This window comes from Priestia sp. YIM B13489 (assembly GCF_042787645.1).
Lineage (GTDB): Bacteria > Bacillota > Bacilli > Bacillales > Bacillaceae_H > Priestia > Priestia megaterium.
The window spans coordinates 2,571,580-2,590,266 of sequence record NZ_JBHZOQ010000053.1; the positions used below are offsets into that span (position 1 = coordinate 2,571,580).

An 18,687-nucleotide genomic window follows, 5' to 3' on the forward strand; every position below is an offset into this window, starting at 1 on the left:
TAAAAGAAAAGAGGAAAAACCATGTCAGCAAAGATTTTATTATGGAATCGAAAAGGTTGTCATCATTGCGAGGAACTAAAAGCATATTTTCATGAGAAAGGATATCAATATGAAAGTATCGATGTAGAAGGAAAAGATTATTTGCGGGATTTACTTGAAATTAAATACGGTATTCGCCATGTACCGGTCGTTGAAATTGGAGACGAGGGGCAGTTTAAAGGAGTAATTGAAAAAGATTATGAACAAATAGAAAAATTGATTGAAGACTATTCACCAATTGTTAAATAGCTGGAACATCTATTTTATTCATTCATTAAAACAATAAATTATTTTGAGACATAGTGAGGGACAAAACACATGAAAAAACTACAGCTGACAGCTATCTTTTTATCACTTCTTTTATTACTAGCCGCTTGCGGAACACCAAATAAAGAAACAGCGGCTAACGCAAGCAAAGACAAAGTACAAAAAATTATTGTAGGAACAGGTACGCAATTTCCGAACATTTGCTTTCTTGACGATAAAGGAAATCTAACAGGGTATGACGTAGAACTTGTTAAAGAAATAGACAAACGTCTTCCAAACTATAAGTTCGAATTTAAGACAATGGATTTTTCTAATTTACTTTTGAGCTTAGAATCGAACAAAATTGATTTAGTAGCCCATCAGATGGAAGTAAATGAAGAGAGAAAACAAAAGTTCCTTTTTAACAAAGAACCTTATAATATCTTTCCGCTACATGTAGTTGTAAACGAAAAAAATACGTCTATTAAATCAATTAAAGGTTTGAGCGGTAAAAAGGTAATTGTAGGAGCAACGAGTAATTCTGCTAACTTAATCGATAAGTATAACAAAGAACATGGAAATAAAATTAATATCGTCTATTCGGGCCAAGGATCTGATGATACAAAAACGCAGCTGAAAACAGGGCGTGCGGATGCCACGATTAGTACGCCGTTTGCAGTTGACTTTGTCAATAAACAAGCGGACGCAGAGCAAAAAGTTGTAGGGCCTGCTATTTCAAATTCAAAAGTATATTTTATGCTTCGCAAAGATGAAACAGGTTTACAAAAAGATGTGGATAAAGCGCTAAAAGAAATAAAAGAAGACGGAACATTGACAAAATTAAGTAAAAAATGGTTGGGAGAAGATTATACAAAAGCAGCTGGAAATAACTAAAGCACTTACTGTGACCCAAGCCTTGAACTTGGGTCCTTTCGCTACCTGTAGAGGGAAACAAAGGAGAGAAAAAGATGGGAAAAGCATTTGATATAGAGCTGATTTTCACCTCTATTCCTCAAGTATTATCTTATTTGCATATTACAATTTGGATTTTGATTGCATCACTTGTGATTGGCAGTACCTTGGGATTGTTTATTGCCCTGCCTCGTATTTATAAAGTACCGGTGTTAAGCCAAATAGCAGCAGTTTATATTTCTTTTATGAGGGGAACCCCTATTTTAATTCAATTATTTTTAGTTTTTTACGGGATACCTGCCCTTTTACAATTGATTCATATTGACGTTTCAAGAATGGCTCCGCTTGTATTTGTTATTATCACGTATTCACTGAGCACGGCGGCGTCTTTTTCTGAAATGATGCGCGGTGCCATTAATAGTGTAGATAAAGGGCAAACCGAAGCAGCTTATAGTATAGGAATGAGCGGAAAACAAACGTTCACTCGAATTGTGCTGCCGCAAGCTCTCGTTGTAGCCTTTCCTAACTTTGGAAATCTTGTGATTGGGTCCTTAAAAGATACATCTTTAGCCTTTACCATTGGTGTGATGGATATGATGGGAAGAGGAGATACCATTATCGCTGCAACGGCTCATGCAGTGGAGGTATATATCGCACTTGCCATTATTTATTATTTGGTGGCGATTATATTAGAGAAATTTTTTGTGAAATCAGAACAGAAGCTGCAAAAACATGATCAGCCTGTTCATGTATAAAACGAGCTTACTAAAAGAGGTGTAAACATGATTATTGATGTACCGTTTATATGGACAGCATTTGTAGAAATTTTAAAGGCATTACCTTTAACGCTCCTTATTACCACCGGTCCGTTACTAGGCGGGGTGATTATTGGTATTGCTGTTGCGGCTGTGAGAATCAATTCAGTAAAAATAATAACGCCAATTGCCAACGTATACGTATCATTTTTCCGAGGAACGCCTGCTATTCTTCATATTATGGTTATTTACCTAGGGTTCCCGTTATTTATTAATAAAGTATCGAGTTACTGTGGATGGGGCTTCAATGCAAACAGCATTCCTATTGTCGTATTTGTATTAATCGCTTTGTCTTTTACAGCGGGAGCTTATATGTCAGAGATTATTCGCTCTGGTTTGTTAGCTGTAGAAAAAGGACAAATTGAGGCCGCGTATGCCATTGGGATGAATCGTTTTCAATCAATGAAACGAATTGTTTTTCCACAGGCGTTTGCTTTGTCTTTACCGAATTTATGTAATATTTTCATCGGCTTTTTGCATACGTCTTCTATCGCATTCATCGTCTCGCAAAAAGAGCTAAACGGTGCTGCTAATATCGTAGCTTCCAATAATCTCAAGTTTTTAGAAGCCTATATTGCTGCTGCTCTTATTTATTGGATGCTGACGATGTTAATAGAGGGGATAACAGCGCTGCTTGAACGAAAATTAACGGTTTATAATCGAGGAGGAGTTGTATGATTGCATTAACAAATATAAAAAAAACATTTGGTGATAATACAGTATTGGACGGTATTGATTTAATTGTTAAAAAAGGCGACGTTGTGACCATTTTAGGACCGAGTGGTTCTGGAAAGACTACGTTTTTACGCTGCATTAATTTCTTAGAAAAAGCAGATGAAGGAGAAGTTTCGATTGATCAATTTACGGTTCAGTGCCAAAAGCCAAACCGCAAAGACATTTTAACTCTTCGACAAAAAACAACGATGGTTTTTCAGCAATACAATTTGTTCAAACATAAAACCGTTATTGAAAATATTATGGAGGGGCTAGTTATTGTTCAAAAGCTGCCAAAGGAAGAAGCGAAACAACGCAGTTTAGACGTCCTTGAAAAAGTGGGGCTTGCTGAAAAAGCAAATGCTTATCCAAGTCAGTTATCAGGAGGTCAACAGCAGCGAGTGGGCATTGCTAGAGCGCTTGCTTTAAATCCTGAAGTCATTTTATTTGATGAGCCGACGTCTGCTTTGGACCCTGAACTGGTGGGTGAAGTACTGTCTGTTATTCGTAAAATTGCTGAAGAAGGAATTACAATGATCATTGTTACGCACGAAATGAGTTTTGCCCGTGAAGTTTCTAATCACGTGGTATTTATGGACGGAGGAAAGATTGTCGAACAAGGTCATCCTGAAGACATATTTTTAAATCCAAAAGAAGATCGAACAAAGCAATTTTTCAAGCGTATTAACCCAACGCATTCTCCTTACTCTTATATTTATGAAAAAACAATCTAATATTTTAATCGAAAACCAACTTGACTCATAGGAATAATAAGTATATGATGAAATCATCAAATTAAACAAACCGACTAGATCACTAGAGGTTCTTTGCACAATGTGTGACATTGTGCAAAGAACCTTTTATTTTTTACTAGACTTAAGGGAAGAAGGGTGAACGTAGTGAATAGAGGAGCATTAAAAGCTAAAACAAGTAAAAAACTTATTATAAAAGGGCAGGTTGTACCTGGAAGGCAGCAAGGAAGACACTTAGGGTTTCCAACAGCTAATATAGATACTCAGCATGAGGAATTAAAAAATGGCGTGTATGGTGTCCTCGTTCATCTGCGGGGACTTGAACATATAGGAGTTATGAATGTAGGGGTTAAGCCGACATTTGGATCGGAACTATCTAAAACATTTGAGGTTCATATTCTGGATTTTAACGACGTTATTTATGGAGAGACAGTTCAATGCGACGTGATCTTTCGGGTGAGAGGAGAGAAAAAATTCCCTTCTATTGAATTTTTAAAGCATCAAATTAAAGCTGATACGCTACAAGCAAAGGAAAGATTTCAACATATGGGCTATGTATCTAGTGAAGCTACAGCTTCCAAGCTAGGGCAAGCGAGATATTTAAATCTGCCTGATCTCCAGTTTTTTAATTGGTGCCACAGTCAATTCAGAGTCAATAAAGGGATTTACAATACAATTGATCAATGGTTTTATGACGAAGGAATTGAAAATATTCATCCTAGAAGAGTTCACGTTATCGCTTTTTTGCAATTTGCACAAGAAGGAAATGGAAGAAAGACAGAAAAAGAAGGAGTCCTTCGCTTTGGAGCAGGCGGTTTAACCAATCAATTACGAGAATTTATGAATGGGTATGAAAAAGGAGAATGGTAATATGACACATCAAAGACAATTAAAGCTAGGGGCTATTATTCATGGAGTCGGAGGTAATATGGGGGCGTGGAGACATTCTGAAATTTTGTCAGATGCCAGCGTTAATTTCGGTTTTTACAAGCAGCAGGCTCAAAAAGCGGAAGAAGGAAAATTTGATTTAGTGTTCATTGCCGATGGGTTATATATCAATGAAAAATCGCTTCCGCATTTTTTGAATCGTTTTGAACCTCTTACTATTCTATCAGCACTTGCTTCTGTCACTTCTCATATTGGTTTAGTCGGCACTCTATCGACTTCGTATAGCGAGCCGTTTACGGTGGCTAGACAATTCGCTTCACTTGATCATATTAGCAGCGGCCGAGCGGGATGGAATGTTGTAACATCTCCATTAGAAGGATCTGCGCTTAACTATGGAAAAGAGCACCCCACTCATGACAAACGCTATAGAATAGCTGAAGAGTTTCTAGAAGTAACAAAGGGATTATGGGATTCTTGGGAAGATGATGCATTTATTCGAAATAAAGAAACCGGACAATTTTTTGAGGAGAAAAAGCTGCACCGATTGCATCATAAAGGCGAATTTTTCTCTGTAGAAGGTCCGTTAAACATTGGGCGCTCAGCTCAGGGGCAGCCCGTAGTGTTTCAAGCAGGATCTTCTGAAAGCGGAAAAGATTTAGCAGCAAAAACGGCTGACGCAGTGTTTACGGGACAAGACAATTTAGAAGAAGCAAAAGCTTTTTACCAAGATGTAAAATTGAGAGCTGCAGCGCAAGGACGCAATGAAAACGAACTTTTAATTTTTCCGGGAATTGGTCCTATAATTGGTAGTACAAACGAAGAAGCCGAAAGAAAATATGAAGAACTTTCTCAATTGGTGACAATTGAACATGCGCTAAACTACTTAGGACGCTTTTTCGATCATTTTGATTTTTCACAGTTTCCATTAGATGATGCATTTCCTGACTTGGGGGATATAGGGAATAATAGTTTCCGCAGTACAACCGACAAAATTAAAGAAAACGCCAAAAAATATAAGTGGACACTGCGAGAAGCAGCGCTGCGAATTGCTACACCTAAAACACAATTTATTGGGACGCCAGAGCATATCGCTAATTTGATGGAACAGTGGTTCGAAGAAAAAGGAGCTGACGGCTTTATTATTCATTCAAGCGTTCCGCATGGCTTAGATGACTTTGTTGAACATGTTGTACCGATATTGCAAGAAAGAGGCCTGTATCGTACAGAATACGAAGGGAGTACGTTAAGAAGTAACTTGCAGTTGAATGTTCCTAAAAATCGCTACACACAGGTAAAAGTTAACTGAAGTGGATTCAAAGAGACTCGAAGGAGTCTCTTTTTTAATATTTTTAATATTAAAAATATGGTAAAATTCTTTTTGTAGGTTATTCGTTTCAGTTCATAAGGCCTAAAGGGTTTTGAATACCCGGAAAGGAGTCAAATGGAAAAAAGACATAAAAGTAAGAAGAAGCGTATGATCATTTCGGTATCTTTATCCGTTTTTTTAGTCGGGGGAGGAGCGACAGGATGGATATTGTACCAAAACGGAAAAATTCCTTTTTTATCACAGCAAAGTATAAAGGCAAGTGCCATTAAAGTGGATCAACAAAAAGTTGATAAGCTGGAAAGCAGCGATCAGCAGGCAAAAGACTTTATTGCTGAACATCATGACGTACTAAATGATTTGACGGGGTGGAGTGCCATTGAGCATCCAGACTGGCCTGCCGTACAAGAAGAAGCCACAGCCATTAATAATACAATTGGCACGATTGAAGTAAAAGATTCTGTTTTAAAGAAAGACTTTCAGCATATGGAGAAGCTCGCTGGACAGCTAGAGCAGACGAAAGATCAAGCACTGTTAAAAAAGCTTCATCGTTATTTTCATGACTTAGATGTTGTGATCAATGAAGACGATGGATCAAATACATATTTTGATGTTACCAGCTATGGTAAATCAGTTGTAAAGACTTCTAAATGAGTCATAGTAAAAAGCTTTATACATAAAAGTAGTTTTATATAACAAACGTCTTCGCTTATTCATGCATATGCTACGGATAAGGAGGAGACAGGTTAGATGAAAAAAATTTATTTAGATGCAGGTCACGGAGGGGCAGATCTAGGGGCTGTCGCCAGCGGGTTATATGAAAAAGACTTAGTGTTAGCTGTTCAACAGTACATCATCTCTTTTCTTTCTACTCACTATGAAGGATTTTCTCTTTGTACAACGCGTACAACCGATGTGTTTTTGTCATTAAATGAACGGGTCAACAAAGCCAATGCGTGGGGTGCTGATGTATACTTATCTATTCATATAAATTTAGGCGGCGAAACGGGATATGAAGATTTTATTTATAGCAAAAATATAAATAACCAAACCATTGTGTTACGAAACGATATTCACGATCATGTGAAATTTGTTCTCACTAAATACAATCACTTTAACCGAGGCAGGAAATTGGCTAATCATAGTGTGTTAAGACGTTCCTATATGCCGTCTGTACTAACTGAAATCGGGTTTATTGATACAGAACACGATGCAAAGCTCTTAAAAAATCCTCAATTTCTAAAAGATATGGGGGTGGCATATGCACAAGGGATTGCGCAGTTTTTAAACTTGGAGTCTAAATCTACAAATTCTGTGGGAGATTCTGACGAGGAAGGTTTTCTAAAGCCTACTTTTTTATATAAACCTTTATGGATAAAAACAACCGAGGATACGGAGACGTATAAGGATGCAAATATGTCAGAGAGAACAGGTTATTTAAAAAAGAATACCTTCTTTCAAGTTTATGGTGAAACACGTGCAGCCTGGGTGATGGATGGACAACATTTTATTGAAAAAAAAGATACAATCATTGAAGGAGAAACCATCACAACTGCGGAATTAACAAAAGAGAATATGGAAACATTAAAAGTGTTTGTGACAAAAGAGAAATTAGAAACAGCCGTAACCTTTTCCAAAGAAGGAGCCGCGGCAGCCATCATTACCCTTCGCGATAAAAAAATACTGAATGTAAAAGCATTTTTAGATAGAGAAAATTGGTGGTACAAAGCTGAACGGATAAAAAAATAGTGAAAAAACCTGCTTGTTTTTTGAAGCTTTCACCCTAGTAATTTTACTTATTTTTGATAGAATATAAAGAGCTGAATCGTAAAGATGCATAAAGGTGTGATGGAAATGGAAGAGCAACAAGAAGCGATTGATTTAACAAAAATATATGTATATGAGGAGTTTCCGGATAAAGTTGCAGGCAGATGCGATAACTGTGGACATGTGAAATTTAAAAGCTTAGTAAAAGACTTTATTTTTATCCGTACATGCGCAAAGTGCGGCATGAAAAAAAGCATTTAAATCCCTACTTCTTTATAAAAAACGCTCTTTTCTGAAATGAAAAGAGCGTTTTTTCTCTATTTAACGTATAAATGATCGCTAAGCTGCTCTGAAATAGTCTCTACATCTTCTTGTACATGTTTTTGTTTTTTCATCATTTCTAGTAGGATTTCTTCAAGATTCTGTGAATGGTTTTGCTTATCTTTTGGTTTATGTAAGTACTTTGCAATTTGATGCATATTATTGCTTAGCCGGCTTAGTTCAGACTCAATCTTTCGCAGGTTAACCAATAGTTCCACACCTGCTTCTTTGCCGATTAAAGGAGGCTTAACTTTTCCATCCATAATAAATTTTCGAATGAGAGACGTTCGTTTTAAATTATAGTGTTCAATAAGTTCCTCTAATTTTTCTTTTTCTTCTTCATTCAACTTAATTGCTGGAATGCTGTGTCCTCTCATAAGGTATCTCCTTTCAAGAGCAGTTCTTGCTGCGTTCAATCATATGTAAACATTCTCTTGTCTTTAATAATAGCAACCTTTTCCATGGTTAACTATGGTGAAAAGTTACTAAAATGTCGAACGTACAGTCTGTTAAAAAACTGGTAAATTAAGAAATTTGGTTTAGTAATAGTTGAATTATAGAAGGAATGTCATTATCTACAATATTGCTGCTTTATTAAAAAGGCAGCAAAAGGGATGAATGGACCGCTGTTGTACTCAACCATTTTTGAGAGCGCAGCTTTAAAGAAGAGGGATGATTTTTATGATTTTTTCCTCATACCACATCTTTCCTCCTAGTAACTCTGTCGAATCTTCTAGACTATTGTCTCAAGGGAATAGAAAGAAAGAAGACGAAATGGTTGAGAACGAGGTAAAGTCATATTATGTCTTTATTGACCTCATTTACATACTTTACGGGGGAGGAATACGTTTGAAACTAAAAAAAAGATTAAAACTAAATAAGATAGGGGTAGCCATGCTTACGGCTGGTGTCATATGTACAGCTTATATGCCCCTTCATACGCTGCAAAAGCCTGTAGTCGCTTTGGCGGCAGAGAATCAGTCAGCTTTAGAGCGAGCATTTGCACAAGCATCTAAAGAATTTGGTGTGCCAGCTTCGCTTTTAAAAGCAATTTCCTACAACAAGTCGCGCTGGGAAAGTCATAATGGAAAACCTAGTGCAGCCGGGGGATACGGTCTTATGCATTTAACAGACATCCCTTCTTTAGAAGATGGAAAAGGAAACGGAGCTGTGCCTTCAAAACCAGCATATGATAAACAGCAAACTCTCTCCTTAGCTGCTAAGCTGCTTAACTCAGATAAAGAAAGATTAAAAAAAGATCCTGTGCAAAATATTCGCGGTGGCGCTGCTGTGCTGGCTTTTATCGCAAAAGACAAAAATGGAAACATACCGTCCACTGATCAAAAATGGTACGATGCAGTCGCCGCTTACAGTGCTTCTCAGGATAAGGAAAACGCTCAAGTATTTGCCGATGATGTATATGAAACGTTGGAAAAAGGAGCAGAGCATACAACATCAGACGGACAGCATCTTAAAATTTCCCCTCAAAATATAGATATGTCGATTCCTCGTGCTGAAAATTCCAATACGAATAAAGCGGATTGTCCGGCATCTTTAAAATGTGAATACATCCCTGCATTTTACGGGAAATTCAGCGAAAGTGCTTCAGATTACGGAAACTATGATATTGCAAACCGTCAAAAATCAGATGTTCGCTATATTGTTATTCATGATACAGAAGTAAGTTATGATGGAACGATTGATTTGTTTGCTAACCCTAATAGAGCCGCTGCAAACTATGTAATCCGTTCAAGTGATGGTCACATCGCACAGATGATCCATAACAAAGACGTAGCATGGCATGCAGGAAACTGGTATTTTAATACACACAGTATTGGAATTGAACATGAAGGATTCGCCCTTGAAGGATCTACTTGGTTTACGGAAGAAATGTATCGTTCTTCGGCAAGACTCGTACGCCACCTTGCCAAAGAATATAATATTCCATTAGACCGAGCTCATATTATTGGTCATGATGAGGTGCCGGGTTTGTCTCCTAAGGCTCAATCAGGTATGCATTCAGATCCCGGGCCGTTTTGGGATTGGGGGCACTACATGGATTTAGTAGGAAGCCCAGTCGAGCGCCAGCATACAAACAAACTAGCCGTTACGATTAATCCAGTCTTTCAAAACAATCAGCCGGAAGTATCAGATGCACCAAAGCAGCCGGCCAACTTTGTGTATTTGCATCAAGCTCCCAGCAATGATTCACCGCTGCTGAATGAGCCTGCAGCTTCAGGGCCTGGAACGAAACAAACGTTAGACTGGGGAAGCAAAGCAGTAACTGGACAAACGTATGCAGTAGCTGAGACAAAAGGAGAATGGACAGCGATTTGGTACGGAGGACAAAAAGCCTGGTTTTATAATCCACATAATAAAAATACAAGTGAAGGTACAGGGATATTATTAACGCCAAAACCAGGGAAAGAAAGCATTCAAGTGTACGGAGGAGCTTTCCCGGAGGCTTCAGCCTATCCTTCTGATATACCAGTTAAAGCTATGGTGCCACTTCAGTATAAAATTTCTCCAGAGCAGGTGTACGTGGGGGTAGAGAAAGTAAGGAGTAACTATTACTATGCCCCAACTTTTACAACAAACCCAAACGATCACAAAATGATTGTTGGAAAAGACGAATATTATCAAATTTATTTTAATCACCGCTATGCGTTTGTGAAAGCGTCAGATGTAGAGGTTAAAAGACAATAGAATAGAGTGTTAAAAGAAAAGAAAGAGACAGGGTGTTTAAATGGTATGTCTCTTTCTTTTTTTAAAAACCACAAAAATTCAGAAGGTTATTGATGATGTTTTCTTATAATGATTTTCTAGCTTATTATCTTTTTACAAAAGGAAGGAATGTCCCGTGATTATAATTAAGCCTCTAAGCCAGTGTTCTTTTTCTGATGCATTACAAGCATTCAATAAGGGTTTTGAAGATTATTATCTTCCGATTGAGCTGTCACTAGATCAATTCACTTGTAGGTTTGGTTTTGATCAGCTATCTGTCGACCATTCTTTTATGGCTTTTTATAATAATACACCAGCTGGAATTATGTTAAATGGAATAAAAAAGGTCAAGGGAAAAAAACATGCTTGGAATGGAGGTACAAGCGTAGCCTTACCTTACCGGAAAATAGGAATTGGAGAAGCCTTACTAAAAGCTACACTTGAGAGATACCAGCAGCAAGGAGTAATGGAAGCCAGTCTGGAAGCATTTAAAGTGAATGAAAAAGCCATTCACCTTTATCAGAAATATGGATATGAGATTGTAGATACCCTTTTATTTCTAAAGCATAGAGGTAGTTTTCACGCTTCTTTACTTAAAAAGAAGAATCAGCTTACGTATTCGTTAAAGCGAAGGCTTGCAAAAGATATTCAGAACCTACCCTTTTATACATACGATGTTCCGTGGAAAAATCAATTTGACTGTATTCGTGATGGAGAATCGTTTATTGCGTTGAATGAAAGAAACGAAGAAGTTGGCTATCTGTTATTTCAAAGGAATTTTTCTTCCATAGGCATCGTGAATTCGGTTACTTTTTATCAAGGAAGCGTTAAGGAACATATCTCAAATTCAGAGGACGTTCTGGGCTTTTTATTAGCAACTATTTTTAATATGTATGGACCAATTGCTTACAATACATATAATGTACCTGAAAAAAGAAATAGCTTACTCGTGAAAATGTTAAAATCATTTGGTTTTCAAGATTTATATACAGATGAAGGAATCAAACTTGAGCAGGTGTTTATGAAAAAACAGCTTTAAAAAGCGGCCATGGGCCGCTTTTACTGCATTTCTGTAATTGGATGTGCATCATAAAATTCCTCGATTTTTTCTTGCTGTCCTTCGAATTTTTCTTTCCATACTTGTTTCACGTCATTATAATTCCGAAGATCTATTCCGTAGAAGTCCTTTAACTCTTTTCGAGTAATGGTGATTGTCTGAGGAACAGTCGTATTAATAGTAAAGTGAACGCTGTCAGCATTTTGTACGGCAGAAAGTAAGATGGTTGCGTTATGTAAAAGTATGCGTTTGGTTTTAACAGACGTCCAGCTTTTTTCAAACGTATGCTGATTATTATTTATTGCAGCGTAATTAATTGTTAAGTAATAAGGTTTTTGCATATCTTGGAAGGCTATACCTTTTAAATAAACGTGTCCTGGAAGCTTATTTGTAATTTCCTCTATTGAAGCCTCATGTTTTGAAGAAGAAGTATGTTGAATAGAAGAAGCAGAGACTCTTTCGGCAGACAGATTATTATGAGGTGCATAAGCACACCCTGATAGGCAAGTGAGTACTGTGCAAAGTGTAAGAGAAGCATATATTTTTTTCATAATGGTAACTCCTTTTATTTATATCTACTTGTAAAGACGAAAGACCTATATATTTTGTTTCATACAAAATATAAGTTTATTCATTAAAAAGACATATAATCCAAAATAATAGAAGTTAATAACCCTAATGAAGCAATAAAACCAATAACAGGACCACCTTCTTCAAAAGCTTCTGGCAACATCGTCGAAGCAACCATTGCCACAATTCCACCACCGGCGAATGAGGCAATAAAACCCATCATGTTTGGGGTAGCATTTTGAAGAAATAGATATCCAATCCAAGAACAAAGAGCCGATATAAAGAAGACAGAAAGCCATAATGAAAAAATTTTCTTTTGCTTATATTGGCTTTTTAGTAGTCCGCTTGTCCCGGAGATTCCTTCGGGTATATTGCTGATAAAAATAGAAACAACAAGCAGCCAGCTAACGTGGTGCTGTTCAATCAAACTTGCGCCAATCATCAGTGACTCAGGTATAGCATCCATAATGGTACCAATAAAAATGGCTAGTCCCGAGCTAGCGGGGACAAGGTGGTCCGAACGTTTTCTTTTGTGAGCGCCTTTTTTAGCTAAGGAGATGTCAAGAAGAGTAAAAAGTGCTGCGCCTGTTAAAAAGCCTAAAGAAGAAGAAATGATTCCTGCTTCTTTTACCGAATCTTGAATGAGCTCGTAAGCAGCAGCTCCTAACAAAACGCCCGTGCCAAAAGCCATAATATAAGCAGTCAACGGTTTTTTTAAAGGTACAAAAATAGCTATAATAGCTCCAATTAATACAGCTGAGCCTGAGACACCACCCCACATAAGGGCATCTATCACATGAGATCCCTACTTTCTTACGTACTTACTTGTAGTGTAACCATCTCTATGATTATTATGAAACAAGATAAATGAACTAAAAAAATGGAAAAAAATCACTGATTTAGACCTTAAATAAAATAAGTCTTCTGTATAATTGACAAAATTTTCTGATTATGTCCGTTGAAAGTGAAAAAACCTTGTGATAGTCTGATCAAAAGATACAAAGATGGAAAAAAATTCTTTGATCTGTAGAAGGATAAAAAACTTAACGAGGTCACTTTTAAACGAAAGAAGGAATACGAGATGAATTCAAAAGCAGTAAAAAGAGAAAATCGCTATGCTAACTTGATTCCTATGCAAGAAATCAAATCAGTTGAACAGCAGCTTTACCCATTTGATATTTATAACAGTCTGCGTCAAGAGGCACCTATTCGTTACGATGAAAGCCGAAACTGCTGGGATGTATTTGATTATGAAACAGTAAAGTATATTTTAAAAAACCCGTCGCTTTTTTCATCCAAACGAGCAATGGAAGAACGCCAAGAAAGTATTTTAATGATGGACCCTCCAAAACATACAAAGTTACGAAACTTAGTAAACAAAGCTTTTACGCCAAGAGCTATTCAGCACTTAGAGAGTCATATTGAAGAGATTGCAGATTATTTATTAGATGAAGTAAGCAGGAAAAAAAAGTTTGATATAGTAGAAGACTTTGCTGGACCACTGCCGATTATTGTAATAGCAGAATTGCTAGGAGTACCAATCCAAGACCGAGAACTGTTTAAAAAATACTCCGATGACTTAGTGAGCGGTGCTGAAAATAATTCAGACGAAGCTTTTGCGAAAATGATGCAAAAGCGTAATGAAGGCGTGATTTTTTTACAAGGGTATTTTAAAGAAATTATCGCGGAGCGTCAGCAAAATAAACAAGAAGATCTCATTTCGCTTCTTTTAGAAGCAGAAATCGACGGCGAGCATTTAACAGAAGAGGAAGTGCTGGGATTTTGTATTTTATTGCTAGTAGCAGGTAATGAGACAACGACAAACTTAATTACGAACGGAGTTCGGTATATGACAGAAGACGTAGACGTGCAGAATGAAGTTCGTCAAGACATATTGCTGGTTCCGAACCTGGTAGAAGAAACGCTTCGCTATTATCCTCCTATTCAAGCGATTGGACGCATAGCTGCTGAAGATGTAGAACTTGGAGAGTGTAAGATTAAAAGAGGACAGCAGGTAATTAGCTGGGCAGCAAGTGCAAATAGAGATTCAGCTAAGTTTGAACGGCCTGACACTTTTGTCGTGCATCGTAAAACAAACCCTCACGTGAGCTTTGGATTCGGCATCCATTTTTGCTTAGGAGCACCGCTAGCAAGAATGGAAGGGAAAATTGCTTTTACTAAGTTACTAGAAAAAGGAGAATTCTCGAAAGTTCAAAATCAGTCTTTAAAGCCAATAGACAGCCCTTTTGTTTTTGGCGTAAAAAAATATGAGATTACTTTTAATAAAGCTTAAAAAGCGAGCGCAAATTATGCGCTTGCTTTTTAGCGTTCAGTGTTCCATTTTTGGTCCTCTGAAGGAGACGTGTACGTGTCCATTGAAGAGATAAGCTGTTCAGGAGTATCAGAAATATTGATGAGACGAATAGCAGAATCTGTAGAAAACCCTTCATCTACGGCATGCTGAACCATTTGCATAAGCGGGTTGTAGTAGCCGTTCACATTTAATAACCCTACTGGTTTTTTATGTATACCAATTTGAGCCCAGCAAAGAGCCTCAAACAACTCTTCAAATGTCCCGAAACCTCCAGGAAGCGCAATGTAACCATCAGCTAACTCGTGCATAGTTGCCTTTCGCTCATGCATGCTCTCTACTTCGATGAGTTCTGTCAGCGCGGTATGAACAATTTCACCGCTAAACAAACCGCGGGGCATAATGCCGATGACTTCGCCTCCATGCTGAAGCATTTCATTTGCGACTTCTCCCATCAGGCCCATTCGTGAGCCTCCGTAAATCAGCCGGTAGTTTTTTTTGGCCATGTAGCGTCCTAGCGAGACGGCTGTCTCTTTATATTCTGTTTTTATTCCAGCGCTTGATCCTGCAAATACACAAATTGATTTCAACTGCTTCACTCCTTTGTTTCTTTTCTATATAAGTCTTTTCTGTTTATGAAGAACAAATTCCTTCTTAATAATTTATGAATTTTCACAATGTCATCGCTTGATTATTCTAAAAACTTTGCTTATAATCAAAGCGAAACGTCTGTTTGAAAGCGTTATCTATTGCTCTTCTTTTAATGGAAAAGACAGTACGTATGGATCTACTTGTAAGATAAGTAGGTAACATGAACTTATAGGAAATTTGACCGTTTTAAACGCTTCATTTAGTAAGTATACGCACTTGCAGGATTAAGACAAGGGGGGATATGGGGATATGATGAACAATTTAATACGCACATTAATGGTACAAACACCGACCGTACCAGGAAACTTAGGAAGAGTAGCAACAGCTATCGGAAATGTTGGAGGAGACATTGGCGAGGTTGAAACCGTTAAAGTAGGACATAACTACACCATGAGAAGCATTACGGTTCAAGTAGAAAGTGAAGACCAGCTTGAGGAATTGCTTGAAGCGGTTCGCAGTTTAGAAGGCATTACTTTACATACAGTATCAGATGAAGTTCTTCATGCCCATGAAGGCGGCAAAATTCAAATGAAAAGCAAAATGAAAATTGAGTCGATCGCTGACTTAAGAAGAGTATATACCCCTGGTGTAGCAAACGTTTGCCGTGTTATTCAAGAACAGCCGGACAAAGCGAAGATTTATACGAGCATTGGAAACACGGTTGCGATTGTAACAGATGGTACCGCTATACTAGGATTAGGAAATATTGGTCCAGTTGCAGGAATGCCTGTTATGGAAGGGAAAGCTGCGTTATTTGATCAACTTGCCAATGTAAACGCTATCCCTATTTTGTTGAATGTAAATGAGCCGGAAGAAATCATTCAAACGGTTAAAAATATTTCACCGGGATTTGGCGGCATTTTACTAGAAGATATAGGGTCGCCTCACTGCTTTGAAATTGAAGAACGTTTAAAAGAAGAGCTCGATATTCCAGTTATGCATGATGATCAGCACGGAACAGCAGTTGTGACGCTAGCAGCAGCTATCTCGGCTTGTCGCAGCACAGGTGTGAATTTGAAAGAAGCAAAAGTAGGACAAATCGGCTTAGGAGCTGCCGGCATCGCTACTTGCAGAATGTTCATGGCTTACGGTGTCAAACAGGTGATAGGAGCTGATAAGTCTCCTGAAGCGAATGAGCGCTTAGTCAGCTACGGTGGAAAAGTAGCGGATTCATTAGAAGAGCTTATGGAGAACTGTGACATTGTTATTGCGACAACAGGTGTACCTGGATTAATACAAAAAGAATGGATCCGAAAAGGGCAAATCATTCTAGCACTTTCTAATCCAAAGCCAGAAATTGAACCTGAAGATGCTCTTGAAGCAGGAGCTATTTACGCTACGGATGGAAGGTCAGTGAATAATGTACTTGGCTTCCCAGGTATTTTCAGAGGAGTGTTAAATGCGGGGGTGCGTGATATTACGCATACGATGCTTGTAGCTGCAGCTGAAGCCATTGCAAATTCAACGCGTCCAGGCGATTTAGTTCCTCATCCTCTTAATCTAGCTGTACATGAAGCAGTATCTGAAGCAGTTGAAAGAGCGGCTGTTGTACACGGAGAGAAAGACGGCGTTTATCGATAACAAACAAGGCTGCCTCGAAATAGGCAGTCTTGTTTGTTTTTTATCAAAAAATAATAAGAAAATAGCAAACTGTGAAACTTTTTTCCTTTTTTAACGTAATATAGTAATAGAAATAGTAAAAAAGGTAGAGAAAGGAGTTTTTATGGAGTTTGAACATTTAAAGGGCAAATTGCCCCTCGAGGCTAAAAAAGCGATGCGCTGGCAATCCATTTTTACGCATAGCCTGTGGCTTCTTGCAACAGCGGGTTATTTTCTACTCGTTCATTTTTTTGATTGGTGGTCAATTATTGGATGGATATCAGCTGGACTATTAGTCGTGAGCTTTATCATATATACAATTATAGCTCCAAATGTATATATGAATGTATATTCATATGAAGTCACAGATACTCAAATTGATGTACAAAGAGGGCTATTCATCTGGTATCATACGAAAATTCCGCTTGTGAAAGTGCAGCACGTTGAAACATTGACAGGGCCGATTTTTCGAAAATTTGACTTGGCATCTGTTAAAATCATTACAGCAGCTGGAAGCGTCGAAATTCCTGCACTTGTACAAAGAGATGCTGAAGTACTGCGAGAGTATATTGCTAGACTAGCAGAGGTAGATGATGAAGATGAGTAAGCGGCTGCATCCGCTATATATTGCAATAGCATTTATTGAACATATAAAAAATAATATCCTGCCTTTTGTGTTTGTATTTATTGTCAATCGGCACCTATTGTTTACATATTGGTGGGCAACGCTGTTAGCGGGAGGCGTAGTCGCTTTATTTGCTTTTTTTACTTGGAAGGAATTTCGTTACGAGGTAACAGAAACGGAAGTGCGTCTGTATAAAGGGATTTTTAAAAAAGAAAAACGATTTATTCAACGCAATCGCATTCAATCGATTCAGTTAGATCAGCCGTTTGTTTTTAGAATTCTTCGCTTAGCCCGGCTTCGTATTGACACGGCCAGCAGCGGTACGGATGCTGAAATTGATTTATCTGGTATTTCACTAAAAGAAGCGCACCATCTTAAAGATACGTTAAAGCTGTCGGGGAGTCAGCCGGAAATAAAGGAAAAAAGTCCTGAACGTACGATGAAAGTGTCGGTGAAACAGCTGGCGTTAGCTGCTGCGTTTTCCGGGAATTTTGGCTATATATTTGCTGCTCTTGGTTTTCTCTATCAGTATATTGATACGTATATCAACCGCTGGGTGAAGACAGCTTACGAAGAAGTGATTCATCAATCGATGCTTGGTTTATTTGTATTAGTGGCTGTAATTGTGGTGCTTGCTTATTTGCTGTCTATTGTTTTATATGTAATACGATTTGGCGGTTTTACAGTAGAGCGCTACGATCATTATCTACATATTAAATACGGATTGTTAAATAAGAAATCCCTTACGATTCCTTTTCATAAAATACAGGCTGTTACGATAGAGGAAGGGTTGGTCCGGCGCTTATTTGGATGGTCTTCCGTTTCGTTAAACGTCGTAACCTCTGATTTAAAAGAAAAGGTCTATTTACACCCGTTTATCCAGCAAAAAGAGATTTCAGCATTAATGAACGTATATGTGCCGCACTATGAATATATAAAGTGTCCAAGAAATACAGCGATTCAATATGCGTGGTATCCATTACTATTACCGGTCTTGTTATTTGCGGCAGCAGGGATTGGCATTAGCTTTTGGAAATCAATGTTTGTGTGGATTATTGCTGTGCTATGCCTTATATACGTACTTATTCACTTGTTGGGCTATCGTCAAGGCGGCTTGATGATGAACGATGTATTTGTCAGTATTCGATCGCAGTTTTTAACACGAAAAACAACGATTATTAGAAGGAAGAAAATAGAAGAAATTGAGGTGTTTGCAGGCACTTTTTTATGGAAAAAAGGATACAGGAAAATAAAAATTGCAACTATGGGTACAAGCGGCAGCTATAAGTCCGGATATTTTCCATTTGAGATTTGGCATCCGGTCTTTCTGCAAGCTACTTCGGCTAAAAAGGCATGAAGAACATCATTGTTC

Annotated in this window: 20 protein-coding genes; 16 read left to right on the plus strand and 4 right to left on the minus strand. The window is 37.9% G+C overall.

What is annotated here, in order from left to right:
* The first annotated feature begins 21 nt into the window (after nt 1-21).
* From ACFX4W_RS18885 to ACFX4W_RS18930, 10 genes are all read left to right on the plus strand, one after another.
* On the plus strand, nt 22-288 hold the full coding sequence (locus tag ACFX4W_RS18885) for a glutaredoxin family protein (protein ID WP_043982088.1): 267 nt from the start codon (nt 22-24) through the stop codon (nt 286-288).
* A gap of 69 nt (nt 289-357) precedes the next feature.
* Nucleotides 358-1,179 (plus strand): amino acid ABC transporter substrate-binding protein, encoded by an 822-nt coding sequence (locus ACFX4W_RS18890; RefSeq protein WP_165575240.1) that lies wholly within the window; start codon nt 358-360, stop codon nt 1,177-1,179.
* A gap of 74 nt (nt 1,180-1,253) precedes the next feature.
* Nucleotides 1,254-1,952, plus strand: a complete 699-nt coding sequence (locus ACFX4W_RS18895; RefSeq protein ID WP_043982091.1) for an amino acid ABC transporter permease — start codon at nt 1,254-1,256, stop codon at nt 1,950-1,952.
* 27 nt (nt 1,953-1,979) lie between these two features.
* Complete coding sequence (locus ACFX4W_RS18900) at nt 1,980-2,690, plus strand: amino acid ABC transporter permease (protein ID WP_043982092.1); 711 nt, start codon at nt 1,980-1,982, stop codon at nt 2,688-2,690.
* Nucleotides 2,687-3,460, plus strand: a complete 774-nt coding sequence (locus ACFX4W_RS18905) for an amino acid ABC transporter ATP-binding protein (protein ID WP_025752086.1) — start codon at nt 2,687-2,689, stop codon at nt 3,458-3,460. The genes ACFX4W_RS18900 and ACFX4W_RS18905 overlap by 4 nt, the downstream gene beginning before the upstream one ends.
* A 165-nt stretch (nt 3,461-3,625) precedes the next feature.
* Nucleotides 3,626-4,348 carry a riboflavin kinase gene (locus ACFX4W_RS18910; RefSeq protein WP_043982631.1) on the plus strand — a complete coding sequence of 241 codons (723 nt, stop codon included), beginning with the start codon at nt 3,626-3,628 and terminating at the stop codon, nt 4,346-4,348.
* A gap of 1 nt (nt 4,349) precedes the next feature.
* Complete coding sequence (locus ACFX4W_RS18915) at nt 4,350-5,672, plus strand: LLM class flavin-dependent oxidoreductase (protein WP_043982094.1); 1,323 nt, start codon at nt 4,350-4,352, stop codon at nt 5,670-5,672.
* 135 nt (nt 5,673-5,807) lie between these two features.
* Nucleotides 5,808-6,344, plus strand: a complete 537-nt coding sequence (locus ACFX4W_RS18920) for a hypothetical protein (RefSeq protein WP_043982096.1) — start codon at nt 5,808-5,810, stop codon at nt 6,342-6,344.
* A gap of 96 nt (nt 6,345-6,440) precedes the next feature.
* On the plus strand, nt 6,441-7,439 hold the full coding sequence (locus tag ACFX4W_RS18925; protein WP_043982098.1) for an N-acetylmuramoyl-L-alanine amidase family protein: 999 nt from the start codon (nt 6,441-6,443) through the stop codon (nt 7,437-7,439).
* A gap of 84 nt (nt 7,440-7,523) precedes the next feature.
* Nucleotides 7,524-7,718: a DUF8096 family protein gene (locus ACFX4W_RS18930; protein WP_043982100.1), complete on the plus strand. Its 195-nt coding sequence runs from the start codon at nt 7,524-7,526 to the stop codon at nt 7,716-7,718.
* A 56-nt stretch (nt 7,719-7,774) separates the two neighbouring features.
* Here the strand turns inward: ACFX4W_RS18930 and ACFX4W_RS18935 are convergent, their stop codons facing one another.
* A complete protein-coding gene (locus ACFX4W_RS18935; protein ID WP_013056777.1) occupies nt 7,775-8,155 on the minus strand; it encodes a plasmid mobilization protein in 381 nt (126 codons plus the stop codon).
* Nucleotides 8,156-8,627: 472 nt separating this feature from the next.
* Here ACFX4W_RS18935 and ACFX4W_RS18940 point away from each other — a divergent pair, with 472 nt between their 5' ends.
* A complete protein-coding gene (locus ACFX4W_RS18940) occupies nt 8,628-10,484 on the plus strand; it encodes an N-acetylmuramoyl-L-alanine amidase (RefSeq protein ID WP_043982102.1) in 1,857 nt (618 codons plus the stop codon).
* A 154-nt stretch (nt 10,485-10,638) separates the two neighbouring features.
* Nucleotides 10,639-11,541, plus strand: a complete 903-nt coding sequence (locus ACFX4W_RS18945; RefSeq protein WP_043982104.1) for a GNAT family N-acetyltransferase — start codon at nt 10,639-10,641, stop codon at nt 11,539-11,541.
* A gap of 20 nt (nt 11,542-11,561) precedes the next feature.
* Here the strand turns inward: ACFX4W_RS18945 and ACFX4W_RS18950 are convergent, their stop codons facing one another.
* On the minus strand, nt 11,562-12,110 hold the full coding sequence (locus ACFX4W_RS18950) for a DUF4825 domain-containing protein (RefSeq protein ID WP_043982107.1): 549 nt from the start codon (nt 12,108-12,110) through the stop codon (nt 11,562-11,564).
* Nucleotides 12,111-12,193: 83 nt separating this feature from the next.
* Nucleotides 12,194-12,925, minus strand: a complete 732-nt coding sequence (locus ACFX4W_RS18955; RefSeq protein ID WP_116733234.1) for a ZIP family metal transporter — start codon at nt 12,923-12,925, stop codon at nt 12,194-12,196.
* Nucleotides 12,926-13,210: 285 nt separating this feature from the next.
* On the opposite strand from ACFX4W_RS18955, the gene ACFX4W_RS18960 reads away from it, so the two are divergent.
* On the plus strand, nt 13,211-14,422 hold the full coding sequence (locus tag ACFX4W_RS18960) for a cytochrome P450 (protein WP_043982109.1): 1,212 nt from the start codon (nt 13,211-13,213) through the stop codon (nt 14,420-14,422).
* 29 nt (nt 14,423-14,451) lie between these two features.
* Here the strand turns inward: ACFX4W_RS18960 and ACFX4W_RS18965 are convergent, their stop codons facing one another.
* Nucleotides 14,452-15,030 (minus strand): LOG family protein, encoded by a 579-nt coding sequence (locus ACFX4W_RS18965; protein ID WP_043982110.1) that lies wholly within the window; start codon nt 15,028-15,030, stop codon nt 14,452-14,454.
* 310 nt (nt 15,031-15,340) lie between these two features.
* Between ACFX4W_RS18965 and ACFX4W_RS18970 the strand changes: the two genes are divergently transcribed.
* From ACFX4W_RS18970 to ACFX4W_RS18980, 3 genes are all read left to right on the plus strand, one after another.
* A complete protein-coding gene (locus ACFX4W_RS18970) occupies nt 15,341-16,672 on the plus strand; it encodes an NAD-dependent malic enzyme (protein ID WP_043982112.1) in 1,332 nt (443 codons plus the stop codon).
* A 142-nt stretch (nt 16,673-16,814) separates the two neighbouring features.
* Nucleotides 16,815-17,297: a PH domain-containing protein gene (locus tag ACFX4W_RS18975; protein WP_257042551.1), complete on the plus strand. Its 483-nt coding sequence runs from the start codon at nt 16,815-16,817 to the stop codon at nt 17,295-17,297.
* Nucleotides 17,290-18,672, plus strand: coding sequence for a PH domain-containing protein (locus ACFX4W_RS18980; RefSeq protein WP_280559531.1), 1,383 nt, complete (start codon nt 17,290-17,292; stop codon nt 18,670-18,672). Before ACFX4W_RS18975 ends, ACFX4W_RS18980 begins: the two co-directional genes overlap by 8 nt.
* The last annotated feature ends 15 nt before the right edge of the window (nt 18,673-18,687 follow it).

Bases quoted from the DNA above. Each gene is read 5' to 3' on its own strand.
- ACFX4W_RS18885 (WP_043982088.1), top strand. From the start codon at position 22: ATGTCAGCAAAGATTTTATTATGGAATCGAAAAGGTTGTCATCATTGC.
- ACFX4W_RS18890 (WP_165575240.1), top strand. From the start codon at position 358: ATGAAAAAACTACAGCTGACAGCTATCTTTTTATCACTTCTTTTATTA.
- ACFX4W_RS18895 (WP_043982091.1), top strand. From the start codon at position 1,254: ATGGGAAAAGCATTTGATATAGAGCTGATTTTCACCTCTATTCCTCAA.
- ACFX4W_RS18900 (WP_043982092.1), top strand. From the start codon at position 1,980: ATGATTATTGATGTACCGTTTATATGGACAGCATTTGTAGAAATTTTA.
- ACFX4W_RS18905 (WP_025752086.1), top strand. From the start codon at position 2,687: ATGATTGCATTAACAAATATAAAAAAAACATTTGGTGATAATACAGTA.
- ACFX4W_RS18915 (WP_043982094.1), top strand. From the start codon at position 4,350: ATGACACATCAAAGACAATTAAAGCTAGGGGCTATTATTCATGGAGTC.
- ACFX4W_RS18920 (WP_043982096.1), top strand. From the start codon at position 5,808: ATGGAAAAAAGACATAAAAGTAAGAAGAAGCGTATGATCATTTCGGTA.
- ACFX4W_RS18925 (WP_043982098.1), top strand. From the start codon at position 6,441: ATGAAAAAAATTTATTTAGATGCAGGTCACGGAGGGGCAGATCTAGGG.
- ACFX4W_RS18930 (WP_043982100.1), top strand. From the start codon at position 7,524: ATGCATAAAGGTGTGATGGAAATGGAAGAGCAACAAGAAGCGATTGAT.
- ACFX4W_RS18935 (WP_013056777.1), bottom strand. From the start codon at position 8,155: ATGAGAGGACACAGCATTCCAGCAATTAAGTTGAATGAAGAAGAAAAA.
- ACFX4W_RS18950 (WP_043982107.1), bottom strand. From the start codon at position 12,110: ATGAAAAAAATATATGCTTCTCTTACACTTTGCACAGTACTCACTTGC.
- ACFX4W_RS18960 (WP_043982109.1), top strand. From the start codon at position 13,211: ATGAATTCAAAAGCAGTAAAAAGAGAAAATCGCTATGCTAACTTGATT.
- ACFX4W_RS18970 (WP_043982112.1), top strand. From the start codon at position 15,341: ATGATGAACAATTTAATACGCACATTAATGGTACAAACACCGACCGTA.
- ACFX4W_RS18975 (WP_257042551.1), top strand. From the start codon at position 16,815: ATGGAGTTTGAACATTTAAAGGGCAAATTGCCCCTCGAGGCTAAAAAA.
- ACFX4W_RS18980 (WP_280559531.1), top strand. From the start codon at position 17,290: ATGAGTAAGCGGCTGCATCCGCTATATATTGCAATAGCATTTATTGAA.